The organism is Vreelandella sedimenti, assembly GCF_013416325.1.
Classification (GTDB): Bacteria; Pseudomonadota; Gammaproteobacteria; order Pseudomonadales; family Halomonadaceae; genus Vreelandella; species Vreelandella sedimenti.
This window is the reverse complement of record NZ_JACCGK010000009.1, coordinates 206042-232934: the sequence shown is the minus strand read 5'-3', so window position 1 is coordinate 232934 and position 26893 is coordinate 206042. Positions and strand designations below refer to the sequence as shown.

25 protein-coding genes are annotated in these 26893 nt (G+C 57.6%); 12 read left to right on the top strand and 13 right to left on the bottom strand.

The genetic code is table 11. The features are described 5' to 3' along the window. Window positions 1-48 precede the first annotated feature (48 nt). Window positions 49-330 carry a hypothetical protein gene (locus HZU72_RS12230; protein ID WP_180092255.1) on the bottom strand — a complete coding sequence of 94 codons (282 nt, stop codon included), beginning with the start codon at window positions 328-330 and terminating at the stop codon, window positions 49-51. Window positions 331-506: 176 nt separating this feature from the next. Between HZU72_RS12230 and HZU72_RS12225 the strand changes: the two genes are divergently transcribed. Further along, entirely contained in the window at window positions 507-989 is a 483-nt protein-coding gene (locus tag HZU72_RS12225) for an FKBP-type peptidyl-prolyl cis-trans isomerase (RefSeq protein WP_071695751.1), read from the top strand. 57 nt (window positions 990-1046) lie between these two features. Here HZU72_RS12225 and nikR read toward each other — a convergent pair whose 3' ends face one another. Further along, the gene (gene nikR / locus HZU72_RS12220; RefSeq protein ID WP_180092251.1) at window positions 1047-1460 is read right to left on the bottom strand and encodes a nickel-responsive transcriptional regulator NikR; all 414 of its coding nucleotides are present in this window, start codon (window positions 1458-1460) and stop codon (window positions 1047-1049) included. Between the two features lie 107 nt (window positions 1461-1567). On the opposite strand from nikR, the gene HZU72_RS12215 reads away from it, so the two are divergent. From HZU72_RS12215 to HZU72_RS12195, 5 genes are all read left to right on the top strand, one after another. Next, window positions 1568-3157 carry an ABC transporter substrate-binding protein gene (locus HZU72_RS12215; RefSeq protein ID WP_180092248.1) on the top strand — a complete coding sequence of 530 codons (1590 nt, stop codon included), beginning with the start codon at window positions 1568-1570 and terminating at the stop codon, window positions 3155-3157. Next, window positions 3148-4128 carry an ABC transporter permease gene (locus HZU72_RS12210; protein WP_180092245.1) on the top strand — a complete coding sequence of 327 codons (981 nt, stop codon included), beginning with the start codon at window positions 3148-3150 and terminating at the stop codon, window positions 4126-4128. The genes HZU72_RS12215 and HZU72_RS12210 overlap by 10 nt, the downstream gene beginning before the upstream one ends. Further along, window positions 4125-4925 carry an ABC transporter permease gene (locus tag HZU72_RS12205; protein ID WP_180092242.1) on the top strand — a complete coding sequence of 267 codons (801 nt, stop codon included), beginning with the start codon at window positions 4125-4127 and terminating at the stop codon, window positions 4923-4925. Before HZU72_RS12210 ends, HZU72_RS12205 begins: the two co-directional genes overlap by 4 nt. Before the next feature lie 65 nt (window positions 4926-4990). Further along, window positions 4991-5815 (top strand): ATP-binding cassette domain-containing protein, encoded by an 825-nt coding sequence (locus tag HZU72_RS12200; RefSeq protein ID WP_180092239.1) that lies wholly within the window; start codon window positions 4991-4993, stop codon window positions 5813-5815. Further along, window positions 5808-6422: an ABC transporter ATP-binding protein gene (locus HZU72_RS12195; protein ID WP_180092236.1), complete on the top strand. Its 615-nt coding sequence runs from the start codon at window positions 5808-5810 to the stop codon at window positions 6420-6422. Before HZU72_RS12200 ends, HZU72_RS12195 begins: the two co-directional genes overlap by 8 nt. Before the next feature lie 179 nt (window positions 6423-6601). On the opposite strand, the gene HZU72_RS12190 is transcribed toward HZU72_RS12195, so the two are convergent. The 4 genes from HZU72_RS12190 to HZU72_RS12175 all read right to left on the bottom strand — a co-directional run bounded on the left by HZU72_RS12190 (window position 6602) and on the right by HZU72_RS12175 (window position 11433). Further along, entirely contained in the window at window positions 6602-7792 is a 1191-nt protein-coding gene (locus HZU72_RS12190; RefSeq protein WP_180092234.1) for an MFS transporter, read from the bottom strand. 27 nt (window positions 7793-7819) lie between these two features. Then, entirely contained in the window at window positions 7820-8452 is a 633-nt protein-coding gene (locus HZU72_RS12185; protein ID WP_208458060.1) for a C40 family peptidase, read from the bottom strand. Between the two features lie 95 nt (window positions 8453-8547). Further along, complete coding sequence (locus HZU72_RS12180) at window positions 8548-11025, bottom strand: DUF1266 domain-containing protein (RefSeq protein WP_180092231.1); 2478 nt, start codon at window positions 11023-11025, stop codon at window positions 8548-8550. Window positions 11026-11190: 165 nt separating this feature from the next. Then, window positions 11191-11433, bottom strand: coding sequence for a GlsB/YeaQ/YmgE family stress response membrane protein (locus tag HZU72_RS12175; RefSeq protein WP_008958536.1), 243 nt, complete (start codon window positions 11431-11433; stop codon window positions 11191-11193). A 137-nt stretch (window positions 11434-11570) separates the two neighbouring features. On the opposite strand from HZU72_RS12175, the gene HZU72_RS12170 reads away from it, so the two are divergent. From HZU72_RS12170 to HZU72_RS12150, 5 genes are all read left to right on the top strand, one after another. After that, window positions 11571-12440, top strand: a complete 870-nt coding sequence (locus tag HZU72_RS12170; RefSeq protein WP_180092229.1) for a D-hexose-6-phosphate mutarotase — start codon at window positions 11571-11573, stop codon at window positions 12438-12440. 61 nt (window positions 12441-12501) lie between these two features. Continuing rightward, the gene (locus tag HZU72_RS12165; RefSeq protein ID WP_022520445.1) at window positions 12502-12693 is read left to right on the top strand and encodes a hypothetical protein; all 192 of its coding nucleotides are present in this window, start codon (window positions 12502-12504) and stop codon (window positions 12691-12693) included. Between the two features lie 77 nt (window positions 12694-12770). Then, entirely contained in the window at window positions 12771-14174 is a 1404-nt protein-coding gene (locus HZU72_RS12160; RefSeq protein ID WP_180092225.1) for a YcjX family GTP-binding protein, read from the top strand. After that, entirely contained in the window at window positions 14171-15208 is a 1038-nt protein-coding gene (locus HZU72_RS12155) for a YcjF family protein (protein WP_180092222.1), read from the top strand. The genes HZU72_RS12160 and HZU72_RS12155 overlap by 4 nt, the downstream gene beginning before the upstream one ends. A gap of 109 nt (window positions 15209-15317) precedes the next feature. Further along, window positions 15318-16958 carry a BCCT family transporter gene (locus HZU72_RS12150; protein WP_180092220.1) on the top strand — a complete coding sequence of 547 codons (1641 nt, stop codon included), beginning with the start codon at window positions 15318-15320 and terminating at the stop codon, window positions 16956-16958. A 96-nt stretch (window positions 16959-17054) separates the two neighbouring features. Here the strand turns inward: HZU72_RS12150 and HZU72_RS12145 are convergent, their stop codons facing one another. The 7 genes from HZU72_RS12145 to HZU72_RS12115 form a co-directional block, all read right to left on the bottom strand. Then, window positions 17055-18176, bottom strand: a complete 1122-nt coding sequence (locus HZU72_RS12145; protein WP_180092217.1) for an ABC transporter ATP-binding protein — start codon at window positions 18174-18176, stop codon at window positions 17055-17057. Window positions 18177-18357: 181 nt separating this feature from the next. Continuing rightward, the gene (locus tag HZU72_RS12140) at window positions 18358-19236 is read right to left on the bottom strand and encodes a carbohydrate ABC transporter permease (RefSeq protein WP_009287309.1); all 879 of its coding nucleotides are present in this window, start codon (window positions 19234-19236) and stop codon (window positions 18358-18360) included. Next, on the bottom strand, window positions 19229-20155 hold the full coding sequence (locus HZU72_RS12135) for a carbohydrate ABC transporter permease (RefSeq protein ID WP_180092300.1): 927 nt from the start codon (window positions 20153-20155) through the stop codon (window positions 19229-19231). Before HZU72_RS12135 ends, HZU72_RS12140 begins: the two co-directional genes overlap by 8 nt. Before the next feature lie 93 nt (window positions 20156-20248). Continuing rightward, window positions 20249-21508 (bottom strand): ABC transporter substrate-binding protein, encoded by a 1260-nt coding sequence (locus tag HZU72_RS12130; protein ID WP_180092214.1) that lies wholly within the window; start codon window positions 21506-21508, stop codon window positions 20249-20251. Between the two features lie 111 nt (window positions 21509-21619). Continuing rightward, the gene (locus tag HZU72_RS12125) at window positions 21620-23119 is read right to left on the bottom strand and encodes an ATP-binding protein (RefSeq protein ID WP_180092211.1); all 1500 of its coding nucleotides are present in this window, start codon (window positions 23117-23119) and stop codon (window positions 21620-21622) included. Beyond that, window positions 23116-23841 (bottom strand): response regulator, encoded by a 726-nt coding sequence (locus HZU72_RS12120; RefSeq protein WP_180092208.1) that lies wholly within the window; start codon window positions 23839-23841, stop codon window positions 23116-23118. The genes HZU72_RS12125 and HZU72_RS12120 overlap by 4 nt, the downstream gene beginning before the upstream one ends. Before the next feature lie 135 nt (window positions 23842-23976). After that, on the bottom strand, window positions 23977-24774 hold the full coding sequence (locus HZU72_RS12115; RefSeq protein WP_180092205.1) for an HAD family hydrolase: 798 nt from the start codon (window positions 24772-24774) through the stop codon (window positions 23977-23979). Between the two features lie 161 nt (window positions 24775-24935). On the opposite strand from HZU72_RS12115, the gene HZU72_RS12110 reads away from it, so the two are divergent. Then, window positions 24936-26876: an exoribonuclease II gene (locus HZU72_RS12110; protein ID WP_180092202.1), complete on the top strand. Its 1941-nt coding sequence runs from the start codon at window positions 24936-24938 to the stop codon at window positions 26874-26876. Window positions 26877-26893: the final 17 nt, after the last annotated feature.

Genomic DNA, 26893 nt, shown 5'->3' with positions numbered 1-26893 from the left:
CCGGCCATCACATGTGATGGCCGGGCTTTTTATTTTATCGCGAACAGATTAGTGGTGGGTTTTATTCCCAGCCCATTTAGCCAGTGCCATGATTGCCCAGCCAATCAGGGCAAGCAGGATGACGACCAACAGCATTTCAACCGGTTGAACCAAGGTGGTGGCCCCCAACACTGCCAGTGTAATCACCCATAGATAGCGATTGTCGCCATGACTTTTCAAAAAGCTTGGCAACACCTTATCCAACCCCTGGCTGACGCCGCTGTTCCAGCGCTGATAGGAAAAATAAGCAATCAGGCAAAATGCGATAAGCCAAATAATCAAGATCGTCATTGCATGCTCCAAAAGTGATAGGGCAAAGGAAAAAGTGATGGTCGTAGGGTATCCCTGGTCACCTTGCCGCGCAATACCGCCAAAAGTGATGAGTAGGAAAAAGCGTCGCTACCCCCTGACAAGCCAGCGCACACGCGTTACCATATTGGGACATGCACTCACCGAAAGGTTATTCCATGCAAATTGCGCAAAACTCGGTTGTCGCGTTTCACTACACTCTGACCAACGATGCAGGTGAAGTGCTAGACAGTTCCGAAGGCCGTGAGCCGCTTACCTACCTCCACGGCGCCGGCAACATCATTCCGGGTCTTGAGAAAGAGCTTGAAGGTCGTGCGGCGGGCGAAAAGCTGAATGTTAGCGTCTCTCCTGAAGAAGGTTACGGCGAGCTGCAAGAGCAGCTGATGCAAGAAGTACCCCGCGATGCGTTCCAGGGCGTTGAAAGCATTGAGCCGGGCATGCAGTTCCAAGCCCAGACTCAAGGCGGTCCTCTGATGGTGACCGTCAAGAAAGTCGAAGGTGATACGGTCGTTGTCGATGGCAACCACCCGCTAGCTGGCCAGCAGCTCAACTTTGATGTTGAGATCGCTGAAGTACGAGAAGCTAGCGCTGAAGAAGTTGAGCACGGCCACGTGCACGGCGAAGGCGGCGTTGAGCACTAAGACGCTCGCGTAACCGCTGCAAAAAGGGCGACCCCATCGGGTTGCCCTTTTTTATGCTTAAAAAGTAGGTTCCTCGTCAGGTATCAGCACTAACTGCCCATGACGCACACTGCGCGACGAAGAGACTTCAGCAGCAAATTGTTTGAGCGCCCGCCCCTGACCTTTGAGCAGCGCCACTTCCAGGCAACTGTCCTGATTGATATGTACATGCAGAGTCGAAAGCGTCAGGTCATGATGGTCATGTGAGTGGCGTGTTAAGCGCTTGGACAGCTCCCGAGCGGCATGATCATAAACATACACCAGCGCGCCCATGCAGGGCGAGTCAGGTGCAGCCTCTTCTCTCGCCTGTTTTAAGCCACTGCGGGTCAAATCGCGAATCGCCTCTGAGCGGTTTTGATAGCCGCGCTCGCGCATCAATGCATCCACTTCTGCCACCAGCTCCTCATCAAGCGTTACCGTTACACGCTGCATTCACGCCCCCTGTACTGATTAACTTTTCATGCGCTGCCACCACCGGTAGTATGATGTTATTGTAAAAACATCATACTAGTGACGCTAACAGCATAAAGGATAAAGCGATGACTAAACCAACTCGGCCTATCTTACTGGGTATTGCGCTAAGTTGTTTAGTCGTAGCCACCACTGTGCAAGCAAAAGAACAGCTGGTACTTGCCATTGGCGGCGAACCCGAGCAGGGTTTCGACCCACTGTTGGGCTGGGGGCAGTATGGCAATCCACTGTTTCAGTCGACGCTACTCTCACGGGGCAAGGATCTTGCGCCGCAGCCAGAGCTGGCCACTGAGTGGTGGCTTTCTGAAGACCGCATGACCTGGACACTCACACTCCGCGAGGACGCCCGCTTTGCCGACGGCACGCCGCTGACCGCTGAAGATGTGGCTTATACTTTTAATGCGGCGGCCCGGGCAGGCGGGCGGGCGGATCTTAGCGCCCTGGCTGAAGCAACCGCACTTGATAAGCACACTGTTTCGCTCCGCCTGAAGGCCCCGCGCATTACCTTTATTGATCAACTGTTGACGCTGGGCATTGTGCCCCGCGCCGAGCGTGATAACGGCTACAGTGATCAGTATGGTCGTCATCCCCTGGGGTCTGGGCCCTATCAGTTGGTAGAGTGGCAGGAAGGAGAGCAGCTAATTGTTGAGCGTAACCCTTACTTCTACGGCCCTACGCCTGCTTTTGAACGGCTGGTATTTCTCTTTACCGGTGAAGACGCCACGCTAAGTGCCGCCCATGCCGGCCAAGTGGATGTCGCCTCGGTTCCCCCTGCACTGGCGGCCAATGTGCCAGCACATATGCAGCGTGTCATTATGGAGAGTGTCGATAATCGCGGCATTCTTTTCCCCATGCAGTCTGCCAATGGCGAACACGCCGGCTCCGGCGCACCGATTGGCAACGACGTGACCGCTGATATTGCTGTCCGTCGGGCAATTAACCTTGCCCTTGACCGCGATACGCTGGTAGAGGTGGCGCTTCACGGCTATGGGCGCCCCGCCTTTGGCCCGGCGGACGGCCTTCCCTGGAGCAATAGCGATGAGCGCTTTGCCGCTCCCGACCTTGACCAGGCGGAAGAGATACTCGACGCCGCAGGTTGGCAGCTACGCGATGATGGCCTGCGCTATAAAGATGGGTTGCCCGCTAGCTTTCGACTCACCTACCCTTCCAGCGATACCACCCGACAGCTACTTGCGGAAGTCAGTGCCGAGATGGTGCGTCCACTGGGAATTGAGATACAGCCCACCGGCCGTCACTGGGACGAAATCCAGCGCGAAGCACTGCACCAGGATGCCATTATGTTCGGTTTTGGCAGCCATAGCCCCCAGGAAGTTTACTACCTCTTCCACAGTCAGCATGCGGGCAACGGCTTCTACAACAGCGGTTTCTACGCTAATCCAGCGGTGGATGCCCACTTGGACGCCGCCCAGGCAGCGTCTGGCCTTGAACAAGCCAACCGCGAGTGGCAGGCAGCGCAGTGGGACGGCACCACCGGCTACGGAGTACGCGGCGATAGTAGCTGGGCCTGGCTGGTCAATCTTGAGCATGTCTATTTTACCGATACCTGCTTAGATGTCGGCGATCTGAGCTTAGCGCCTCATGGCCACGGCTGGCCGATCACCACCAACCTGCTTGAGTGGCGCTGGACGTGCGACTAATTGCGCCTATCGCCAAGCGCGTGGCTCGCCTAGCGCTGGTATTAATCTGCGTGGCCCTGGTGTCGTATGGGCTTATGATGGCATCTCCCGTTGACCCCATTGATGCCTACCTAGGCCCGCAAATGGCCCAAGTGAGCCCAGAGCAGCGTGCATTGATTGCCCAGCGCTGGGGGTTTGATGAGTCAGCTGTCGTTCAGTTTGGCCACTGGCTGCGCCAGTTAGTCAGTGGTGATTTAGGCTGGAGCCACGTGTATAACCAGCCGGTTAGTGAGGTAATCGCTCAGCGTTTTCAACGCTCCATTGCGCTACTCGGCAGTGCCTGGCTGCTCTCTGCGCTGGTGGGGTTTAGCCTCGGTGTTATGGCGGGTGCCAAAGAGGGCTCCAAGCTGGATAACATCATCAGCACCTATGCCTTTATTACCGCCTCCACGCCCGCCTTTTGGCTGGCGTTACTTGCGGTGCTACTATTTTCGGTAACCCTGGGGTGGACACCCACCTGCTGCGCAGGCCCCGCCGGGGCGTTAAACCAGGAAGTCACCCTCGCCACGCGGTTGCACCATTTACTGCTGCCAGTGGCGACCCTGGCACTGCTGGGCATCGCCAGTATCACCCTGCACACCCGCACCCGCATGCTTGAGCTAATGCGCTCAGACGTTGCTACTCACGCCTTTTCTCAGGGTGCCAGCCGTCTTGATGTGGCTTGGCGCCACGGTCTTCGCCACGCCAGTGTACCGGCGATTACGCTAGCGTTTGCCTCGCTGGGCGAACTGTTTGGCGGCTCCATTTTAATCGAGCAGGTATTTGCCTACCCCGGCTTAGGTCAAGCCACAGTGGCAGCGGGCCTGCGCAGTGACGTCCCCCTGCTGCTGGGCATTGCGCTATTTACCGCTCTGTTTGTCAGCGTTGGCAATATGATCGCCGATAGCCTCTACACCGTTATTGACCCACGCATCCAGCCAGGTGGTTTATGAGTCAGGCTCAACCGCGCCTTCGTGCCGCCTTCAGCCTGGGAGTCACCGCCCTGCTGGTCATGGGGCTAGTCGCTAGCCAGTGGCTGCTAGGTGATTCACCGCAACAGATGCAGTTTGATGCCCGCCTGGCCCCGCCTAGCGTTGAACACTGGCTGGGCACAGACGCGCTGGGCAGGGAGCTCTGGGCGCGTACCCTTGCGGGGCTAGCGCTAAGCTTCTGGGTAGGCTGCTTGGCAGCGCTACTGAGCACGCTGATTGCATTAAGCCTGGCAGCAATAGCCACGCTGTCAGCGCGGCTGGATGCGCTGGTTAGTTTGCTGATTGATACGCTGCTTAGCGTGCCTCATTTGATTTTATTAATGCTGATCGCTTTTGCCTTAGGTGGCGGTACCCAGGCAGTGATTATTGCTGTTGCGGTGACCCACTGGCCAAGCCTAGCCCGGGTGCTGCGCGCCGAGCTATGGCAGTTACGGCAGGCGCCCTATGTGCGCATCTCCCGTGCTCTAGGTAAATCGCGCTGGTTTGTGCTCCACGGCCACCTGCTCCCCCATCTTATTCCGCATTGCCTGGTTGGCGCGTTACTGCTGTTTCCCCACGCCATTCTTCACGAGGCCGCACTGACCTTTTTGGGCTTTGGCTTAAGCCCCAGCCAGCCCGCTATTGGCGTGTTACTGGCCGACGCCATGCGCTACTTAAGCGGCGGTTACTGGTGGCTGGGGATATTTCCCGGCTTGGGGCTGTTACTGATGGTGCTGGGTTTTGAGCGCCTCTCAAGTCACCTACGCCGTGCGCTTTAGCACTTTTCAGAAAACCATTGGCTGTAAAAACCACTGGCTATAAAACTATTGATGGGAGGTCTGCCGTGTTAACGATTGATCAATTATCGCTACAGCTACCTCTGTATACCTCCTGGTGGAAGCGCGACTGGGCCACCTGCCTGGATGAATTTTCACTAACGGTTTTCCCTGGCGAGGTTCATGCGGTGGTGGGCGCCTCCGGTGCTGGAAAAAGCCTATTGGCTTATGCCATTATGGATTTACTTCCAACACCTGCACGCTTAAACGGCCAGCTTTACTATCAAGGCAAACCGCTTAACGCGTCACGCCAACGCCAGCTTCGCGGCCGGGAGCTGGCGCTGATACCCCAATCACTAAGCGCCTTAGATCCGCTCGTGCGTACTCAGCGCCAGGTGACCTGGGCGGCCCTGCGCGCAGGCCAGCCATCAGCACATGCTTGGCACGCCTCCCAACAAGCCCTTGATCACTATCAGCTAGACGCCCGCGCACAGCAGGCCTATGCCCATGAGCTATCCGGCGGCATGGCCCGGCGCGTGTTGACGGCCATGGCCCACGTCAGCCAGGCCAAGCTGGTGATTGCCGATGAACCCAGCGTAGGCCTTGATCCTCACCAGCGTCGGCGGGTGCTGGATGCGCTGCGCGAACTGGCCGACCAGGGCAAAAGCGTGATTCTGATTACCCACGATCTGCGCCATGCGCTGCCAATCGCCGACCACGTCACCATTATGCGTGACGGCAAGCGGGTCGAAACTGCGCCCTCCTGCGCTTTTCAAGGCACCGGATCTATGCTTCTCAGCGCATATTCACAGGCATTGTGGCTGGCGCTGCCGGACAATGCTTTTGCAGCGACCACCACCCGCAGGGTTGAACAGGAGGCGCACGTTGCTTAAAGCACGCCAGTTGAGTTTTCACTTTGCCCCCAAGGTACCGCTACTTCAGAACATTTCGCTAACGCTGTGCGCGGGTCAGTGGCTAGGATTAAGCGGCGACTCGGGGGCGGGTAAATCGACGCTAGGCCAACTGCTGGCGGGCTACTTAGCACCCCAGGCAGGTGATGTCACCCTGGATGGCGAGGCGTTACCGAAAAGCGGTGTGCAGCCCGTGCAGTGGCTACCGCAATCGCCGGAGCTCGCGGTGAATCCACGCTGGCGGGTAGGTAAGATACTGCGTGAAGCCTGGACGCCTTCTGACGCACAGTGCCAAGCGTTTGGCGTGAAAGCAAAATGGCTGACGCGCTTCCCTCAATCGTTATCAGGGGGAGAGCTGCAGCGGGTATGCGTGTTGCGGGCGCTCGCGCCGGGAGTACGCTTTCTCGTCGCCGATGAGATCTCCACCATGCTCGACCCCATTACCCAGGTTGAGCTTTGGCAGGCATTAAAACGAGAGGCCGAACAACGCCAGCTTGGCGTGCTGGTGATTAGCCACGACACCGCCCTACTGGAACGGCTTTGCCCACAGCGCTTGCACTTAAGCGAAGGGCAGCTGAAGCCATGGTAGTTGATGCCAGGGCAGGTTGAAGCGAGGGTCTTTCGACATGGCCGGAAAAAATGTTCCCGACCATTCCGGCATTTCCGCCATCCCTGGCGGTCAGATGTCGAAAGTAGCGCCCAGGGAGGGGGGTCACAGCGCCCTTGCGGAAACCTGCGCTCGGCATCAATGCGTGCAACTGGTGAAGGTTAGCCAACCGCTTGGCGACGCTCAAAGCGCCATAGTCCGGAAGCAATTAGCAGCGTGATACTCAGCAGTAGCCACGAACCGACGCTCACGCCCAACCAACCGGCCCAGCGCCAGAACGGCTCCAGCCAGAAGCCGCCCAAACTGGCTCCCACATAGTAAAACACTAGGTAGAGCGCCGAAGCGCTGCCCCGCGCGCCCTGGGCATAGCGCCCTACCCAGCTGGAGGCCAACGAATGAGCCAGGAAAAAGCCAAAGGCATTAACGGTTAAACCAACGATAATCAGCAGCAGCGAATCCGCTAAGGTAATCGTTGTCCCCAGCATTAAAATCACGCCCCCCACCATCATGCATGCCGCAGGAGAAAACCGTCCAGCCAAACGCCCGGAAATCATCGAACCGAAGGTGCCGCCGAGATAGGTCAAAAAAATCAGCCCCAGACCACTGGCGGCTAATTGATACGGCGCTGCCGCCAACCGAAAGGTGATATAGCTGTATTGATTGATAAAAATCAGGAAGTTGATACCCCCCAGGCAGTAAGCGGCGAGCAGCACCGGGTTACGCAAATGATTGACTAAATCGCTTGCCGCTTTGCGCAGCTCAAAGCGTTGGGGAGTAAAGGCGCGGCTATTGGGCAACAGGCGCCAAAACACTCCACAGCCAATTAACGTCATGATACCGACCGCTAAAAATGCCGCCGTGGGGCCGCCAATTTCAGCGGCGCCGCCACCGACGATACGCCCACTGATTCCGCCAAGTGAATTAGCGCCGATATAGAGTCCTACAGCGCTTAATAACGCAGGCTTCTCAAACTCATCGCCCATCCAGGCGATCGCCACCGCTGGCAGCCCGCCCAGCACAAAGCCCTGCACCAGGCGCAAAAACAGCAAGCTTTCAAAGGTGGGTGCGAATGCCAAGGCAATAGAACAGCCGCCTGCAAGCAGCAGAGTGATGCGCATTATGCCTTCGCGACCAATAGCATCCGAGAGTGGCCCGAACACCAACAGCGCAATGGCTAAGGAGAGGGTCGACACCGACATGAGCAGGCTGACACCTAAGGTCGAGACCTGATAGGTCTCCTTTAACCCCGGCAGCAGCGGCTGTGGTGCGTACAAGTTGATAAAAACAAGAAATGAGCCGAGGCAAAGCGCCAAGGTGGCGCGCCACCAGGCGCGCGATTTGGCTTCAATCATGCCGTTCCTAAAACGTGGTCGGTCTGGCTACTGGAAAACGCTGCCGCCCAGTTGGGCCAAATGCGTTGGCTCCAGCGCACGACGTGACTGCCAGTAGTAGCGCTGCCAGTAACTATTATCCAGTCTGGAGATAATGACCCCTTTTGAGGTCGAGGCGTGGAGAAAATACCCATCGCCCACGTAGATCCCTACATGGTTATAACGACCCGGTGGTCGGAAGAACACCAGATCGCCCGCCTGCAGCTCTTGGCGGTCGATCGGGCGTCCCTCGTGTACTTGACCACGGGTAGAGCGCGGAAGCTCTAAATTAAAGGTGTCACGGTAAACATTGCGAACCAAGGCCGAACAGTCGATGCCTCTTTCTGAGGTGCCGCCAATTCGGTAAGGCGTTCCTGCCCAGCGCTGGTGTTGCGCCAACAGCGCCTCGCGAACCACTGTTGGCGGCGGTACTTGCAAACTGCGCAAATGCGCATCGATGGGATCAACCGGGGACATTTGCGGGTTCGCCCCCATTCCCGGCAACGCCATTGAGAAATAATTCTCGGGGGCCTGAATATTATTTTGTCGCGCTGAACCTGCACAGCCAGCGACCAATGTAACTAAAAAACAGACACTTACGACACGGACAGCGGTCACAGCGGGGCGTGGCAACGCAACCATGCGATTAACCTCGTGACATTAATAAGAAGGCGGTATGACAAAACTCATTTTTTCTAAGCACGACTATAAGCTAGTTATCATATGTTTGGCGAGCATCAATGTAATGTGCGCTGATCGCCCGGTAGGGTATCAATATGCAGTGGTGCAAAATGGCGTGGTTTATTGCCCGGAAAATCCAAGCTCACCCATGGACCAGCCAAGACCGGCGCGCCGCATATCCAAGCCACCAGCGCCTGACGAAAACCAGCTAAAAAGCTTTCTCGCTCAGGGGTTTCGCCCATAAAAAACGAGAAGCCTGCGTACATACCCATGGCGTACTCCTGCCATCCGGCATAGTGATCTGCCGCCAGTTGGTAAGCACGATCCAACACCTTAGCGAAAGCGGCGCTATCCAGCCAGTTTAACTGCCGCGCGGCAATGGCCAAATCGACCAGTTGGGCAATATCCCAAGCAGCCATATCCACCTCATTACAGCCATCTTCGTTGTCGCGGACACGACGTAAGCGAAGCAGGTGGTGGCGTTCATCTTCAGCACAGTCGCCGGATTCAAGAATGGCTATCTCAGCGCTTAAGCGTTCAGTATTGAGGGTATAGGGCGCGTAGTTAATCTGATACTCCTGACGATCCCCCGACTCTAGCATGTAGGTCAAAAACTCCTGCATATCCCCGGCGTTGCTCAAGTGGTAGTGGCTCTCCACCCACTCGCGAATCTCGGCACACTCACGGGCACTCTCAGGCTGGGGCTCACTCCATACTGCACTGTTCAACGGACCCACCAGCGACATAGCGGTGAAGTGACTCAAGGTGGGGCGGCTACCCGGTTCACGCCAGGCGTCGTGACGCCAATCCAGCCAGTGAAACAGACTGCCAGGATCTTCAATGTGCCAAATAATTTCATTCACCAACGAGGCGTGCTCAGGTTCGGGCAGACAGCTCTCCCAAGCGAACCAGGCTTCTAACAGCCGCTTGGCATTGGGGTAAAAACGGCACAGGCAGCTTCGCAGTGCGCTGGCATACTCCATTAACGGCGCACGATCGAATAAGCCGCTGTCGAGGGACATATGCAGATAGAAGGCGAATTTTTCGGCCATATGGATCGTGGCCGCATGGCGGCTTACCCCTTTAACCGCATTGCGCTGTTTCAGCTCTTCCGGGGTCGGCTGGCCAAACCAGCTTTGCGAGGGGGGTAAAACGCCATGCACGGCGTCGGCCGCCAACTGATTAAGATGGTGCGCCTGAGCGGGCAGCCAGTAGCGCGCCAGTGCATGAGCGCCTTCATCGGCATGTAAGCCAAGTGACTCCTGCAAATAGAGCGCCGCATCGGCACGCTGATCTTCCGGCAGCGCCGCGGAGGGGGCTATCTGGCGCAGCATGGCATCCGGTTCGCGCACGCTGGCCAGCGCCAACAACCAGTGATGGGGCGTATTGCGCCACTGCTGAATGCGCGCTTGGGATGCCTTGCGCGTAGGTTCATCCAATAACTCCCCTGGGGGACATTTCCAGGGGCTATTCCAAAGGCTATGGGCGCTGTGCAGCAACAACTGATGCCGCTCGCTGGGTGTTTTACCCCGCCGGTCAATGCCGTCAAATAGACTCTGCCCGCGCCCGTACGCATTCAGCACGGCATACCAGTCGTGGTAGCGCCGACTGAGCAAATCAGCAGCGTGCCCCGCCAGGTCATCAGCCTCTTCCTGGCTCAGCAAGCCACAGCAGGCGCCAGCCCAGGCAAGTTCCACAATCCGCAGCCAATCCCAAGCCGCCCACTCCAGGGGCTCGCCTTGAGTGACGAACTTATTCAGCACCGGCGCATAGGGCGACTCTTCCACAACGCTACGCTGCCACTCCATGCGTTGGGCGTTGTCCATACTGAGCAATTCGCGTGCTTCGATATCCCAACGCTGGCGCTCGCCTTGAGCGCCTAGCCAAAGCATCACGCCAATTAGCGCGTCACGGTCATGGACATCCCACACGTGGGCCAACCACTCGGTGGCCTCGGGCCAGTCGGTGTGGCTGGCGGGATAGACAATAATCGGCCGGAACAGCGCGCATAACCGCCAGCTCTGCGCTTCGGGCTGCTGGGGCCATAGCGAAGCGGGAGCCGGCAGTTCAGCCAGGGCATTTTCAAGCGTATCCCAGGTAATGCCTTCGCCATCGGTTTCAAGATTGGCCAGCGCTTGGCAAGCGTCAATAAATCGGTCATCGGCCCCCACTTCCCAGCCCCTCGCGCCTAGCGCACGGCGCAGATCCGCTAGCCAGGCACGTAAGTCGCTGTAATCGCTGGTGATGCGGCGGGTTAGGTGGTGCGCCCAATGACGGGCTTGATCAGCGTCTAACCAGCCAGCCGCTCCCGCCAACGCGGCCCACTCCAAAGCGCCTAGCAAACGGTCAGCGCTACCTGCGGGAGCCCCCAGCCCGTGGAAGAGCTGTTCGGCCAGCTCGCCTCGATTGGTAATGCCCAGTTGTAACAGGCGCTGCTCTGCCGCCCCTGCATCGACCGCCAACGGATGAGGAGTAAACGCCCAATCACACAGCACTAGCTGTTGGGCCCACCAGGCATTTAACGCGTCGATCAAGAGGCACCTCGAAAAAGCACAATGACACCAGCAAATAGCCGGAAGTAAAGCTGCCTAGTGTAACGGAAAGTGGTACGAACACCGATAGCCTTAGGCCTCGGTATGCATAAAACGACACCGCCCGGCAAAAGGCCGGGCGGTGACATACAGGTAGCAACTCAATCGCTACGCTTTTTTAACCTTACTGATTACCCAAAGAAGCACCACGGCACCCACGATCGCGGTAACTAGCGAACCAATAAAGCCACCGGACGAGAGGCCCAGAAGGCTAAACAAAAAACCACCTATAACCGCACCAACGATACCGACACCGATATTACCCAGGATGCCAAAACCGCCGCCGCGCATGATGTTGCCAGCAATCCAACCAGCCAGGCCACCAATGATTAACCATGCAATAAAGCCCATATAGTCTCCTTACTATTTCGATTACGGGTTGCAGTTACGCGTTTTACCTTCGAGTCACGCTTGTTCTACCATAGCACACAGCGTTAGTGTTCGGCGCCTATCGGTATCGATGCTTGGCAACTCTTAAAGGAAAACTCATGATCCCCGACTCGCTCAATCAACTGGTTAAAAGCACTCAAGGACAGCAAACGACGCAGTGGGAAGGCCGCGAAGTGGTGCTTTTCAATATGCCTTGGGGCGAGTTGGTGGTTAGTCTCCAGGGTGCTCAAGTGCTGCACTTCTGCCCTGCTGGTGATACCGGCTGGTTATGGCTGACGCCTACGCCCCAGGCCTTGCCAGGGGCTATCCGGGGTGGTATTCCGCTCTGCTGGCCGTGGTTTGCCGACGAACGCTATGCCGATGAGAGCCCCAACCACGACGGCCCTTTCCATGGCCTTGCCCGCCATGCGGAGTGGCGTCTAGACGCTGTTGATGAGCACGCCGAGGGAATTGAGCTCCACCTCTCTCCAGCACAGCCCCTGCATACACTGCTTACCGCGCGCCTAGTGGTACAAGCAAACGCCCAGCGCTTGAACGTTGAGCTGATTAGCGAAAACATCGGCGAAACGCCGATTAAAACCAGCGGTGCGCTGCATACCTATTTAGCCGTTGCCGATACTCACCAGTGTCGCCTGGAAGGCCTTTCCGGCGCGCGCTATCTCGACAAACTGCGCGACTTTGCTGAGAGCGAACAGCAGGGCACGCTGGCCGTTCAGGGCGCCGTTGACCGCATTTATCACACCAATGAAGCCGTGCTGCTCAACGATGGCGAGCGCAGCCTGCGCATCGGCAAGCAGTCTAGCGACTCCACGGTAGTGTGGCACCCCAACAACGACCTGCCCAGCGACACCCCCGCCGACGTGGCACGACACTTTATCTGCGTTGAAGCCGCCAATACGCGCCTAGACCCAGTCTGGCTAGTGCCTGGCGCCCAGCACCTGTTAGGCACCACCCTCAGCCGCAGTTAATCTTCGGTTCATTAATGCTTTGCTATCATGTGCTCAATGGCATTAGAGCTAGGGAGATCCAATGGATCCGCAACAATGGCTAGAAGCCGCCACACTGGCGTTTAATTTAATCGGTATGGTGGTGTGCTTAGTGGGGCTAACCTTGGCGCAGAAGATGACCCGACGCTGGCCAGGCTACACCCTGGCGGGGGTTGGCTTTTTGATTGCCACCCTGCCGATGCTTTCACAACTGGTATTAATGTTTAGCCAATAAAGGCTAAGAGCCTGCCTGGCTTGGCTGATCGTCGCGAGAAGCTAAGTCAGACAGGCTCCTACAAAGGGATCGAAAGGATGCGTCAGCCGTTAAGTCGCGAACTGAGCAATTTGTTAGAGCGGGGGCGGGATCGCCAGTTGCGCTTAGCGGTCACCGGCCTCTCCCAAGCGGGGAAAACCGCGTTTTTGACATCGCTGGTCAATCAACTGCGTCACGCGGGCGTTGAGGCGCGGCTCGATTTGCTGCCCGCTGCCCGGGAAGGTCGCCTGCTTGGTGCCCAGCGGCTTAATCAGCCCGACCTGGACGTGCCTCGTTTTCCCTACGACCCCGGCATGGCTGCACTGCGCGATACGCCACCGCGCTGGCCGGAGCCCACCCGCGGCATTAGTGAGTTACGCTTACAACTGCGCTACCGCCCTGCCCGCAGCGGCTGGCTAACCCCTGAAATCGCTCACCTTACTCTGGATCTATTCGACTACCCTGGCGAGTGGCTGCTCGATTTGCCGCTGCTGCAGCACGACTTTTATAGCTGGAGCCAGGCCCAGGCGTTACACGAGGGCGAACAGCGCCGCAGCCTGTTTAGCGAATGGCTCGCCGCAGTAGAACAGCTCGACCCCGCTGGCGAAGCGGATGAAGCCCAGCTTGCGGCTCTTGCCGAGGAGTACGCTCAAGGCCTTCGCCGCGCCAAAAAGGCCGGTTTTTCCGACCTGCAGCCCGGGCGTTTTTTACTTCCTGGCGAACTGGAAGGAGCGCCAGTGCTGCAGTTTTTTCCGCTACCGCAGCTCGACACCTCTCAACACAATACCTCTAGAGAAACGCTTGAGGCACTGCCCGCCAACAGCCTTTACGCTACCCTGGCAGCGCGCTTTCGCTACTACCAGCAGCAAGTGGTCAAGCCCTTTTATCGCGATCACTTCCGTCGCTTTGACCGCCAGATTGTACTGGTGGACGTGCTGGGCGCGCTCAATGCCGGGCCGGAGCGCTTTGAAGACCTTTCCAGTGCGCTACGCCAGTTAATGCACAGCTTCGATTATGGCCAGCGCAGCTTACTTACGCGCCTCTTCGCACCGAAAATTGACCGGCTCGCCATTGCCGCCACCAAAGCCGATCACGTCACTCCCGATCAACACGGCCACTTGGTGCAGCTGTTAGAGGCCCTGCTGGCAGAGCCTCTCAAAGACCTTCGCTTTGCCAACGTGCCGGTTAAAGCGCTCTCGCTGGCAGCTATTCGTGCCACTGAAGCCCGTGAGGTGACCCATGAGGGTAAGCGTTCACCTGCACTGCGAGGCACCACACTAGAGGGCGAAGAGGTGCTGGTTTACCCTGGCGATGTGCCCGCCCGGCTGCCCGCTGCAGATTTCTGGCAGCAGCAGGGCTTCGACTTCCCCGGCTTTCGCCCGATGCCAACCAGCTCAGAAGCGCTGGATCATATTCGCATGGATGCCGCCATCGACTGGCTGATTGGAGACAAACTGACATGACCACCCCACAGCCACGCCGCCACTTCACGCTGGATGACCAGCCCGAAAAGGCCGCTGATGCAGAGACAGTCCTACGTCAGCGCGAAGCCTTTGCTGGCGCCAGCGAGCATCATCCACTGGCGCCTCTACCAGAAGATAAAGCGCTGCCTGCTGCCAGTTTAGGTGCGCCGCGTAAACGCCGCTGGGGGCTGCTATTTGCCCTGGTGGGTGGTGCCGGGCTAGGCACGGCAGAGCTGGTCACCGGCATTCCTGATACGATCGCTCAGTCGCAGTGGCTCGCCATGGCCTGGCAGCTGTTCGGAATCAGCCTGATTGGCCTGGGCGGCCTCTCCCTGCTCAAAGAGGTGGGCCGTTTACGCCGTCTCAAGCGCCACGACAAACTGCGCGGCGATCTTGCCGAGCTACCGCTACGCTCTCCAAAACAGGCCCGGGTCATGGCCGAGCAGTTGAGGCGCCAACTTAAGCTAGCCGATGATGACCCACACTGGCTGGCCTTCCAGCGCGCCAGCCAACCCCACCATAGCGGAGAGGAAATCCAGACACTTCTGCGTTACCACCTGCTAGCCCCGCGTGACCGCGAGGCCCAGCGCCTGATTACGCGTATGTCCGGTGAAACCGCCATCATGGTCGCGATCAGCCCGCTAACGCTGGTGGATATGGCGCTGGTGGCCTGGCGCAGCCTGGCGATGGTGGATCGGCTCTGCCGCCTTTATGGTCTTGAGCTGGGCTACGCCAGCCGCCTGCGGCTGTTTCGTAACGTGCTGCACAACATGGCTTTTGCCGGTGCCAGCGAACTGGCCACCGACGCCAGTATGGATATGCTCTCGCTGGATTTAGCCAGCCGCCTTTCCGCCCGTGCGGGTCAAGGCCTCGCCACCGGGCTGCTTAGCGCGCGCCTTGGTTTACGCGCCCAGCGGCTCTGTCGTCCGGTGCCCTTCACTGCCGATGAGCAGCCCAAGATCGCCGATCTACGCCAAGACCTGTGGCGGCAAATCAAGCGGCTAGACAAAGAGGCAGTGCCGCAGAATCGCTAAGGGGTTAAACGGCGGCAACCCTCCTTTTCGGCCACAAGATGGGATTCAACGCTATTTATCCTCATGATGGAGGTTTGACATGGCATCCTCCACTGAGGAGACGTAGTGTATGAACAATCCCAATGATCCTGAGTCGCCTTCGGTAACGAGCGACATGCAGACCGACTATGTCGTCGGTCAGGACAATATCAAGGGGCAGTTTGGCCCTATCGGCTTCGACATCCACAACCGTGTGTTCGTTGTCTCAGCGCTTGCCTCGGCTATCTTCATCGTCCTCACCCTGCTGTTCCCAGAGCGAGCGGGGAGCACATTTCAGTCCATTGTTTCTTTCTCGACAGGAACACTGGACTGGTATTTCATGATTCTGGTCGATTTCTTTATTCTGTTCTGCTTGGCGTTGGTGGTGCTGCCTTATGGCTCAGTCAGACTGGGCGGGGCCGATGCCCGGCCGGATCACAGCTATCTTTCCTGGTTCGCCATGCTATTTACGGCGGGCATCGGTATCGGCCTGCTGTTCTTCGGTGTACTCGAACCGGTTTATCACGCCAACGTCTCGCTGCCCCTGGGCGTCGAGTCTCCGTTTGGTGCTGACGGTGAGTTAAACCCAGCCGCTATTGCTGATGCCAGCGCCTTAGGGCTTGCTGGCACCTATCTCCATTGGGGAATCCATGGCTGGGCAGTGTATGTGGTCATGGCGTTAGCGCTGGGCATCTTTACCTATAACAAGGGGCTGCCGTTCTCGATCCGCTCGGCCTTTTTCCCGATTCTCGGCGAGCGTGTCTGGGGCTGGTGGGGGCACGTCATCGACATATTGGCGGTGTTTTCCACCCTCTTCGGGCTGGCAACGTCCCTTGGGCTTGGGGCACAGCAGGCCAATGCGGGGATGAACTTTGTCTTCGGTCTGGAAGTAAGCACCTTGACCCAAGTCATTGTCATCATTCTGGTGACGGCGGTGGCGCTGGTGTCGGTTTGGCGCGGTCTTGAGGGTGGCTTGAAGAAGCTTTCCGAGATCAACATGATCCTGGCCGTTCTGTTCTTCTTTTTCGTGCTCTTCGCTGGCCCTACGCTTTTGGCACTAACCGGCTTCTGGTCGGGGCTTACCACCTATGTCACGGACTTTATTCCTCTATCCGCACCTTTTGGTCGTGACGACGATGCCTACCGCCAGTCCTGGACGATTTTCTACTGGGCTTGGTGGATTAGTTGGGCACCTTTCGTGGGGATGTTTATCGCTCGCGTCTCCCGGGGCCGTACGGTGCGTGAGTTTATCCTCTGCGTTTTGCTCGTTCCCAGTCTGTTTATCTTTATCTGGATGGGCGTGTTTGGCTCGACCGCCCTTGAACAGCTCTATGCTGACCCGGTGGGCAGCCTGGTTAAAGAGTATGTAATCGACAACTACAGACCCGAGCTATCACTGTTCGGCATGCTGAACGAACTACCGTTGACGGGCCTGATGTCGACCCTGGGTATCGTCCTGGCGCTGATCTTCTTTGTCACCTCCTCGGACTCCGGCTCCCTGGTCATCGATACCATCACCGCCGGTGGTAAAATCGATGCTCCGCGGCCACAGCGTATGTTCTGGGCGGTCGTCGAGGGCCTCATCGCGATTGTGCTGCTTATCGGTGGTGGTCTGACCGCCCTTCAGGCAGGTGTCACCGCCACCGCTATTCCGTTCTCGATTGTGATGTTGCTGATGTGCTACTCGATCATCAAGGCGCTCAATGGCGAGCTACGGCTTATTCGTAAGTAATACCTGCAGTTGAACCCTTTAGGCAACTACAAAAGAGGCCCCCTGCTGAAACCAGCAGGGGGCCTACTATTTCACAACAGGTTCAAGTCAAGCCGCTTACGCAATACGCTGCTCGGTCCCGGCATCAAATAGAATCGCTCTGCCCATATCAACACGCAGCGATAAGCGCTCCCCTGCAACCACCGCGCATTTAGGCCCAACACGGGCGGTAACTTCCTGTTCGCCCAGGGGTAAACGCAGCAAGATATCCGCCCCGGTAGGTTCTACCACCGCCACACTGGCGCTCAGCAACGTTCCTTCGGCTTGGGACGTTAATCGCTCATCCTCTTCGCTGAAGTGCTCTGGGCGTAGACCAAGAATGACCGGCTGGTTAAGCCGCTCGGCCATATCTGCGGCGATGCGCTCCTCCGGCCAGGGTAGCACCAGCTCATCCTCACCTGGCGTAACAATGCGCAGTTGATATCCACCGTTATCGTCCTCCAGCGAGGCGCGAATGAAGTTCATCGACGGCGAGCCCATAAAGCCAGCCACAAACATATCCACCGGGTTGTTGTAGACCTCATCCGGCGAGCCGAGCTGCAGAATATGGCCATCGCGCATCACCGCAATGCAGTCGGCCAGGGTCATGGCTTCGACCTGATCGTGGGTGACGTAAACAATGGTGGTACCCAGGCGCTGGTGGAGCTTTTTAATCTCGGTGCGCATATCCACGCGCAGTTTGGCATCCAGGTTTGAGAGCGGCTCGTCAAACAGGTACACCTTTGGCTCCCGAGCCAGCGCACGCCCCATGGCCACGCGCTGACGCTGCCCGCCGGAGAGCTGTGCAGGTTTGCGTTCCAGCAGGTGAGTGATCTGCAGTAGGTCGGCTACCCGCTCCACCGCGGCTTCCCGCTCGGCTTTGGGTACCTTGCGCATCTCAAGCCCGAAGCTGATGTTCTGGCGTACGGTCATACTGGGGTAAAGCGCGTAGGACTGGAATACCATGGCGATATCCCGATCCGCAGGGGTGCGCCAGGTTACGTCTTCACCATCGATATAAATATTGCCGGACGTCACCGGTTCAAGCCCGGCAATGGCGTTCATCAGCGTGGACTTACCGCAGCCTGACGGCCCAACCAGAATCAAAAACTCGCCGGAATCGATGGAGATACTAACGTCTTTGAGCACCCGCTCGCTGCCGAACTCTTTACGCACGTTGTGGATTTCTAAAGCTGCCATAATGAAAATCCTATTCTAAAGCGACTGACAAACTCCATTCATCTGGGTTGGTCAGAAGCTGCCCTCCGCGGGGGCGCTGTGAACCCATCCCTGGGCGCTACTTTCGCCATCCCTGGCGAAAGACCCCCGCTACGGGCTGCTTCTGACCTTCTAGAAATGGTTGCCACTCACCTAGTTGTTATTAGCCTTTAACGGAACCGGCTGTCAGCCCGCGCACGAAGTATTTTCCCGCCAGCACGTACACCACCAGGGTGGGCAGCGCGGCAATCATTGCCGCCGCCATATCCACGTTGTATTCGCGCACGCCGGTGGAGGTATTCACCAGATTGTTTAGCGCCACGGTAACGGGCTGAGTGTTATGGGCTGAAAACGCCACGCCAAACAGGAAGTCGTTCCAGATTTGGGTGAACTGCCAAATCACTGAGACGACAATAATCGGAGCCGAAACCGGCAGTAGAATGCGCCAGAAGATGCGGAAAAAGCCCGCGCCATCCAACTTCGCCGCCGATACCAGCTCGTTGGGGATACCCACGTAGAAGTTGCGGAAAAACAGCGTGGTGAAAGCGATGCCAAATACCACGTGAACCAGGATCAACCCGGCGCGGGAGCTGGAGATACCCAGCCAGCCGAGGGTTTGCGCCATGGGCAACAGCACTACCTGGAAAGGAATAAAACAGCCAAACAGCATTAATGCGAAGACTAATTCAGAACCTTTGAAGCGCCATTTGGTTAGCGCATAGCCGTTAAGGGCACCGATAGTGGTTGAGATCAGCACCGCTGGAATCACAATCGCAAAGGAGTTCCAGAAGTAGCCGCCAACGCCATCGCAGCGCATGCCGGTACAGGCTTCACCCCAGGCTTTTGTCCACGGCGCGAAAGTGGGATTTTGCGGAAACGAGAGCAGCGACCCGGCGCTGATTTCGCTCAGTGGCTTCACCGAGGTCATCAGCATGACCACCAGCGGTAGAATATAGAACAGCGCGGCGAGTATCAGCACACCATAGAGCAGGCCACGGCCCAGCCGCGCAGCGGGCGTCTGACGACGAATCACATTAGCCATGCTTGCGGCTCCTTAATTCGGAGTAGAGATAAGGAATCAAAATCGCCAACACGCCGCCCAACATCAGCATGGCGCTGGCCGAGCCCAAACCTATCTGCGCCCGGGTAAAGGCGTGGGCATACATAAAGGTGGCGGGTAAATCGGTGGCGTAGCCAGGCCCGCCGCCGGTGAGGGCGACGACCAGGTCAAAGCTCTTAATCGCAATATGGGCCAAAATCATCACCGCACTAAACACGACCGGGCGTAGGCAGGGCATCACCACGCGCCAATAAATCCGCGGCAGGCTAGCGCCATCTAGTTGCGCTGCTTTGATAATGCTGTCGTCGATACCCCGCAACCCAGCTAAAAACAGCGCCATCACAAAGCCTGACGCCTGCCATACGGCGGCAATCACCAGGGTATAAATCGCCATATCGGGGTCAACAATCCAGTCAAAGCGAAACGACTCAAAGCCCCAACCTTGAACCATCGCCTGAATGCCCAGCTGCGGGTTGAGTAGCCACTTCCACACCACCCCGGTAACGATAAATGAAAGCGCCATGGGGTAAAGATAGATCGTGCGCAGCGCGCCCTCTTGGCGAATTTTCTGATCAAGCAGTATCGCCAGCAGCGAGCCAATCACCAGACAAATCACCACGAACAGCACCCCAAAAATCATCAGGTTGGTCGAGGCGACCCACCAGCGCTCATTGGCCATCAGGCGGGCGTACTGACCAAAGCCGACAAAGTCATAGCTGGGTAGCATGCGCGAGCTGGTTAGCGAGAGCACGAACGTCCACAGCATGAAGCCGTAAACAAAGAACAGCGAAATTGCCACCGACGGCGCCAGCACCAGGCGAGGCAGCCACGCCTGCAAACCACCGGGTGGCGTCGACCGCTTAGCGCCAGCCCCTAAAGGCGTCGCAGAGGTATTTTTCATGGGGAGGGAATCTCTCATGGAGAAGTATCCTTGCCAAGCAACGAAGGCGCCGCCGTTGCGGCGGCGCCTGAAGAACGCTAACGCTAGAAAAGCCTAGAAAGAGGCCGCTTCGGCAGCGCTCACCATACGTTCTGCCGCTTCTTCAGCAGGCATATCGGCGTCGTTGAAGTAGTTGGTAACCACATCAAAAATGGCACCCTGTATATCCGCACGTACGGCCATACCGTGAGCCATACTGGGCACTAGGCCACCCTCTTCAGCGGTACGCTGGAAATCAGCCAACGACTGCTGGGCACAGCTATCGAATTCGCTCATGTCCAGATCAGGCCGCGCAGGAATCGAGCCTTTGGCAAGGTTAAACGCTTCCTGGAAAGTAGGCTCAAGCACCAGACGGGCTAACGCTTGCTGCGCTTCGCGCTCCTCGTCGTCGGTGACCCGGAACATGGCCAGGCTATCGATATTGAAGGTGAACGCATCTTCGGTGCCCGGCGCTGCCGCACAGAGGTAATCTTCCCCGGCGGTCAATCCAGCCGCGGTGAACTCCCCTTTGGCCCAATCGCCCATGAGCTGAAACCCAGCCACTCCCTCAATCACCATGGCAGTAGCGACATTCCAGTCGCGCCCGGGCATGCCTTCATCCATCAGCTCGCGGGTACGCTTAAAGTTCTCAAGGGCATCGATCATTTGTTCGCCGCCCAGGGCTTCAGGGTCTAGCTCTACCAATGCCTGCTGATAAAACTCGCTACCCTGACCACCTAACAGCACGCTTTCGAAGACCGTCGCGTCCTGCCAGGATTGGCCGCCATGAGCCAGCGGTACGAAGCCCGCTGCTCGGATAGCCTCACCTGCCTCGAATAGCTCATCCAGCGTGGTAGGCATCTCAACCCCTGCTGCTTCAAGCACTTCCGGGTTGGCCCACAACCAGTTTACCCGGTGCACGTTGACGGGTACCGCCACGTATTGGCCGTCGTGACGCATGATATCGGCCACGACTTCCGGCAGCAGTTCATCCCAGCCTTCCGCATCGGCAACGCCGTTCAGGTCACCGAGCAAGCCAAGCTCACCCCACTCCTGAATTTCGGGGCCTTTGATTTGGGCGGCGGAGGGCGGGTTGCCCGACATGGCGCGAGATTTAAGCACCGTCATGGCGGTCTCACCGCCGCCGCCTGCCACGGCAAAGTCCTGCCAACCGTAGCCTTCAGCTTCCATTAACTCTTTAAGCACGTTGGCGGCGCGAGCTTCACCACCGGAAGTCCACCAGTGCAGCACTTCAACTTCATTCGCTTGAGCGGTGGTGGCTAGCGTGGCACCTGCCAGAGCAAGCGCGAGGGTCGTCTTCTTTAACGTCGACATGGAGTAACTCCTTATATTGTTATTGTCCTCTCGGACGTTCGACATCCAAGAGGTTACGCCAAGGTGAGCGTCAACGGGAGTTACCGAGTACTGCATAGTGTTGGGGTTTTATTACAAACCTGTAATAGTTTCCTGGCGGGGTAGCGAGAGAGTCACCGCCAGCCCTCCATCAGCATGGTTGGCGAGCGTGATATCGCCGCCATGGGCACGGGCAATGTGCCGAGCAATGCCCAACCCGAGGCCGCTACCACCAGTATGTCGGCTGCGTGAGGGTTCCAGGCGAACAAAGGGCGAAAACACCCGCCCCAACTGCTCTTCGGGTATACCTGGGCCGTGGTCACGAATACCCATGGTGACCGCATTACCGTGATCAACGAGTTCCACATCCGCCTGCTTGCCATAGAACACCGCGTTCTCAAGCAGGTTGGCCAGACAGCGCTTAAGCGCCAGCGGCTTGGCAATCAGAGTTGCAGTGGGGTGACCGCTTTTAATCTCGATAGTGACCTTACCGCCCTGAAGGCTAAGCTCTTCGGCCAGCTCTTCAAGTAGGTGCGTTAGATTAACGGGCTCGGGCTCCTCATGCAGATCTAAGCCTTTTACCGAGGCCAAGGCGCCTTTAACCAAGCTGTCCAGCTCATCCAGTGAGGCGCAAAAACGCTCGCGCTGATAGTCGTCATCGAGCATCTCGGCGCGCAGGCGCATGCGGGTTAAGGGGGTCTTTAAATCATGGGAAATCGCCGAAAACAGCCGTTCTCGCTCCTCAATCTGCTCGCGAATACGCCGCTGCATACGATTGAACGCCGCGGCGGTGGCGGCCACTTCTTTGGGGCCACTCTCCCGTAATGGTGGCATATCCAAGTCATCGCCCAACTGATTCGCTGCCCGTGAAAGCCGCGCCAATGGTCGGGTCACGCTGGTAATTCCTAACAGCGAAAGCGCCAGCACACTCAGCAGCACCAGCAACCCGACCAGCAAGCGCTCTTCAGAGAGCCAGCGATAACCGCTGAAAATATCCGGTACGCCCAGCAGCGTGGCGACATACAGCCAGGTGCCTGGGGCAAGCTCCAGCTGAACCACTAGAATCGGTGGCGAGAGCGGTTCCATCAGCAGGCTGTGCTGCCCCCAGCGGGGCGGCAGATCGTAAAGCAGTACCTCGTTATTGAGCACTCGCAGGTTTTCCGGGCGGGAGAACTCGACAATCACGTCGTCAATATTGAGCTGCTGGGTGAGCACCGAGCGCACATTGTTCACCACCACCTGTTTTTCCGGCCCCGAGCCGATATCGTCGATGGCCAGCCTGCGTTCGTTGACGCTAACAAAAAAGCGCGTGCCCCCCATATTACGCAGCTGATCCAGCACAATATGGCGGTAGTCAACGGGCAGTGAGCGGAAAAACTTCATGGTGGAGGCGATGCTAAACGCCATATTGGTGGACAGCTCATCAAGCTGTGCCAAGTGGCTGGAGCGCACCTGGGAAGTCCAGATCGCGTAGCTGGCCCCTTGGGCGACAAGCACTCCGGCGATCATAATGATCACAAAGCGCCCGCGCAGCGAAGCCGGCAGCCAGCGGGCCAGCCATCGACGAATGGTTGCCCACTCCACACGTCTCACGTTAATGCATCTACTTGGGCGGTTAACACATAGCCTGCCCCGCGCACCGTTCGAATCAGTTGAGAGTGCTGGGCATCTTCACCCAGCCGTTGGCGCAGGCGGCAAACGTGGACATCAATGGAGCGATCAAGCGGCGGCGCGTCCCGCCCACGGGTAAGCGCGTATAGATCATCCCGAGTGAGCACCTTCGCCGGATGCTCTAAAAACACCTGCAATAGCTGAAAATCAGCCCCTGAAAGAGCGGCGCGCTCGCCCTGCAGGTCAATCAACTCGCGGGTCATGCGGTCGAGTTGCCAATTACCAAAACTGACCCAGCGCACCTGCCCCGCAGGCAACTCTGGCGGAGCACAGCGGGTGCGTCGCAGTACCGCTTTGATGCGCGCCAGCAATTCGCGGGGATTAAACGGCTTGCCTAAGTAGTCATCAGCACCCAGCTCCAGACCCAGAATGCGGTCGGTCTCATCGGCACTGGCAGTAAGCATTATTATCGGCACATCGCTGTGCTTTCGAACGTCTCGGCAGATGGTAAAGCCGTCGTCACCAGGCAGCATTAAATCGACAATCAGCAAGTCGGGGGCGTGTTCAGCACGCAGAAGGTGCAACGCCTGCGCGCCGTCCGCTGTGAATACCCGATAGCCGTGGCGCCCCAGGTAGTCCGCGAGCAATTCACAAATTTCCGGGTCATCGTCGACCACAATCAAAGTAGCAGGGGTTGTCGTCATCGCAGCGGGTTCAGCCCTACGCTATTGTCGTTATTGGGCCTTGATGATGGTCGAGGGGCCAAGCAGTAGCAATAGCGATACGACCAAGGTTGCATTAGCGCTAATTGTTGATGAAAACCACGCGCTAGTTGGCGCTTAAAGCCCAAAGCGCTTTTTCAGCCACTGGGCAACGGCGGCCTCACCATGATGGCCAATACGCTCAGCGCTGGTGACACGATCAAATAGCGCAGGGTGAGCATTGGCCATTACCTGGGCCTCCCCTGCTAAATCGAGCATTTCGATATCGTTAAGATTATCGCCAAACGCTAGGCAATCTGCGGGCGTTAAGCCCAAGCGTTCCAGCAGTGATGACAGCGCCACGCCCTTATTGACCCCACCGGCCATGATCTCCAAAGAATCAATCGTGGAGTAAGTGATATGTAGCTCGTCGCCGTGGGCTTCTTGCGCCTGGGCTTCTAGCTGTTTTAGTGCATTTGGGTCGCCGAGATAGAGCACTTTGCCTACACCGTTAGTGTCCATTTGCGCGGGCGGCAAGACTTCATACCCAAACCCAGTGGAGGCGTGAAGTGATAATAAGTGCGGGGCCTCTGCATCTATATGCCAGCCGCTTTCGCTATAAAGGTTAAGCCGTACTTGAGGCGGACGCGGAAGACCTATTAGCGTCTTGGCATGTTCAGGCACAAGGTGATTAGCCGCCAGCAAAGCATCTTCCGGGTCGTGCACATAGGCACCGTTGGTGCTGATCAAGTGCGCGGGAATATCCAACTGATCACGAAACACCTTCATATCATGGTAGTGGCGCCCCGAGGCGAGCGCGACATGATGGCCTTGCTTCACCAATGCCCGCAGTACCTCTTTGGTGCTTTCGTGCAGGGCATGGTCGCTTCCTAATAGGGTTCCATCCAGATCAGAAACAATCAGGCGAGGTGTCATAGCGCGCTCCATGAGTATGAGCATTTAGCTTAACCGATTCCCTTGAACGCATGTAAGCCTTTGACGCGCCGTCACCGGGGTCAACTTCGCATAGCGACGATTGGCGCAGCCTGCGGGAATCCGTATAGTGGCACCCTAACTCTCGCCAACTGATCGAGCTCATGCTTCAGAACAACGCCATGCTTGCCCAGCTCAAGCAACAGATTCGTCAAACCACCCCCCGCGCTGAAGGGGTGATCAAAGCTACTGACAAAGGTTTCGGGTTTCTCGAAACCGACGACGGTGAGTCCTATTTCGTGCCGCCGCCCGCCATGAAGCAAGTGCTTCACGGTGACCGTGTAGAAGCGGTTATCCACGAGAACGGTGACAAAAAATCCGTTGAGCCTGAAAAGCTGATTGAAGCTGGGCTGGATCGGTTTGTTTCACGCGTGCAAAAGCGCGAAGGCCGCCTGTCCGTGGTACCCGACCATCCGTCGATTAAAAACGTTATCAAGGCACGGATTAAGAACAGCCTTGACGAAGACTCCTTTGCTGACGGTGACTGGGTCGTTGCCCGCTTGGTACGCCATCCGCTAAAAGCCGATGACCGCGCTTTCTTTGCCCAGATTGATGAGCTGGTCGCGAAAAGCGATGATCCGGCAGTGCCCTGGCGCGTCACACTTGCACGCCATGCGCTGGAGCAAGAGTGCCCCGATGCAGGCACCGACTGGCCGCTGATCGATGAAGGCTTGACTCGCGAAGATTTAACGTCCACGCACTTCTTCACCATTGATGGTGAGAAGACCCGCGATATGGATGATGCGCTGCATGTGGCTACTCGTGCGGAAGGCGGCTGGCGGTTGAGCGTAGCGATTGCCGACCCCACCGCTTATGTGGAAGAGGGCCATGCGGCTGATTTAGAAGCCCGCACTCGCGCCTTTACCGTTTACCTGCCCGGCCAAAACGTCACTATGCTGCCAGAGCAGCTAGCGGATGATCTCTGCTCGTTGTGGGAAGACAAGGAGCGCCCCGCGCTGGCCTGTACGCTGGATATTAATACTGACGGCAGCATGGGCGATTACCGCTTTTTTGCGGCGAACGTTAAATCTCACGCCAAGCTCGTTTACGACAACGTCTCCGACTGGATCGAAGGTCAAGGCGACTGGGCACCCGCGGATGAGATCGCCGAGCAGCTTACTGCGCTGCGTGATTTGACCGAAGCGCGTACCGCTTGGCGCAATGAACACGCGCTGGTGTTTAAAGACCGCCCCGACTACGTGTTTGATCTCGATCCCGCCGGTAACGTATTAGCGGTGCGCACCGAAGAGCGCCGCATTGCCAACCGTATGATCGAAGAATCGATGATTGTGGCCAACGCCTGCTGCGCGGACTTCCTGGCCCAGCATATCGGCCACGGTATCTTTAACGTGCACCGTGCATTCGAGCCCGAAAAAGCCGAAGCCGCCCAGGAGTTCCTGGCAGGTCAGGAGATCGTGGTTGAGCGCGAAGCGCTCACCGAGCTTGCCCGCTACACCGAGCTTAAGCGTGCGCTGGAAAGCCGCGATGACGCCTGGCTGGATGCGCGCCTGCGGCGCTTCCAGGGGTTTACCAGCATGTCGGCCCAGCCCGGCCCGCACTTTGGCCTGGGCCTAGCCGCCTACGCTACCTGGACGTCGCCAATTCGTAAGTATGGCGATATGGTCAACCACCGCCTGATCAAACGCGTGTTGAAAGGCGAACAGGCCCCCGCCGAAGCGACCCAGCAGCTCACCGAGCAACTGACGGAACGCCGCCGCCTGAACCGTATGGCCGAGCGCGACGTGAAAGACTGGCTCTACGTGCGTTACCTGACGCCCGCTGCGCAGAACCAGGATACGTTTGAGGCCGAAATCATGGCCATCAACCGTGGCGGCATGCGTGTTCGTCTGGTGGAAAACGGCGCAACGGCGTTTGTGCCCGCGCCCTTGATGCACAGTGACCGCAGCAAAGTGGTCATTGACGACAAAGAGGGGCGTATCCAGATCGAGGGTGAAGAGCGGTACAAACTTGGCGATCCGCTGCGTATAGTGCTCACTGAAGCGCGCGAAGAGACTCGCTCGCTAGTGGCAAAGCCTGCCAATTGACGGGTAGGTAATAGCTA

Excerpts from the sequence above, each read along its gene's own strand:
- HZU72_RS12230 (WP_180092255.1), bottom strand. The coding sequence starts at position 330 with ATGACGATCTTGATTATTTGGCTTATCGCATTTTGCCTGATTGCTTAT.
- HZU72_RS12225 (WP_071695751.1), top strand. The coding sequence starts at position 507 with ATGCAAATTGCGCAAAACTCGGTTGTCGCGTTTCACTACACTCTGACC.
- nikR (WP_180092251.1), bottom strand. The coding sequence starts at position 1,460 with ATGCAGCGTGTAACGGTAACGCTTGATGAGGAGCTGGTGGCAGAAGTG.
- HZU72_RS12215 (WP_180092248.1), top strand. The coding sequence starts at position 1,568 with ATGACTAAACCAACTCGGCCTATCTTACTGGGTATTGCGCTAAGTTGT.
- HZU72_RS12205 (WP_180092242.1), top strand. The coding sequence starts at position 4,125 with ATGAGTCAGGCTCAACCGCGCCTTCGTGCCGCCTTCAGCCTGGGAGTC.
- HZU72_RS12190 (WP_180092234.1), bottom strand. The coding sequence starts at position 7,792 with ATGATTGAAGCCAAATCGCGCGCCTGGTGGCGCGCCACCTTGGCGCTT.
- HZU72_RS12185 (WP_208458060.1), bottom strand. The coding sequence starts at position 8,452 with ATGGTTGCGTTGCCACGCCCCGCTGTGACCGCTGTCCGTGTCGTAAGT.
- HZU72_RS12175 (WP_008958536.1), bottom strand. The coding sequence starts at position 11,433 with ATGGGCTTTATTGCATGGTTAATCATTGGTGGCCTGGCTGGTTGGATT.
- HZU72_RS12170 (WP_180092229.1), top strand. The coding sequence starts at position 11,571 with ATGATCCCCGACTCGCTCAATCAACTGGTTAAAAGCACTCAAGGACAG.
- HZU72_RS12165 (WP_022520445.1), top strand. The coding sequence starts at position 12,502 with ATGGATCCGCAACAATGGCTAGAAGCCGCCACACTGGCGTTTAATTTA.
- HZU72_RS12160 (WP_180092225.1), top strand. The coding sequence starts at position 12,771 with ATGCGTCAGCCGTTAAGTCGCGAACTGAGCAATTTGTTAGAGCGGGGG.
- HZU72_RS12155 (WP_180092222.1), top strand. The coding sequence starts at position 14,171 with ATGACCACCCCACAGCCACGCCGCCACTTCACGCTGGATGACCAGCCC.
- HZU72_RS12150 (WP_180092220.1), top strand. The coding sequence starts at position 15,318 with ATGAACAATCCCAATGATCCTGAGTCGCCTTCGGTAACGAGCGACATG.
- HZU72_RS12145 (WP_180092217.1), bottom strand. The coding sequence starts at position 18,176 with ATGGCAGCTTTAGAAATCCACAACGTGCGTAAAGAGTTCGGCAGCGAG.
- HZU72_RS12140 (WP_009287309.1), bottom strand. The coding sequence starts at position 19,236 with ATGGCTAATGTGATTCGTCGTCAGACGCCCGCTGCGCGGCTGGGCCGT.
- HZU72_RS12135 (WP_180092300.1), bottom strand. The coding sequence starts at position 20,155 with ATGAAAAATACCTCTGCGACGCCTTTAGGGGCTGGCGCTAAGCGGTCG.
- HZU72_RS12130 (WP_180092214.1), bottom strand. The coding sequence starts at position 21,508 with ATGTCGACGTTAAAGAAGACGACCCTCGCGCTTGCTCTGGCAGGTGCC.
- HZU72_RS12120 (WP_180092208.1), bottom strand. The coding sequence starts at position 23,841 with ATGACGACAACCCCTGCTACTTTGATTGTGGTCGACGATGACCCGGAA.
- HZU72_RS12115 (WP_180092205.1), bottom strand. The coding sequence starts at position 24,774 with ATGACACCTCGCCTGATTGTTTCTGATCTGGATGGAACCCTATTAGGA.
- HZU72_RS12110 (WP_180092202.1), top strand. The coding sequence starts at position 24,936 with ATGCTTCAGAACAACGCCATGCTTGCCCAGCTCAAGCAACAGATTCGT.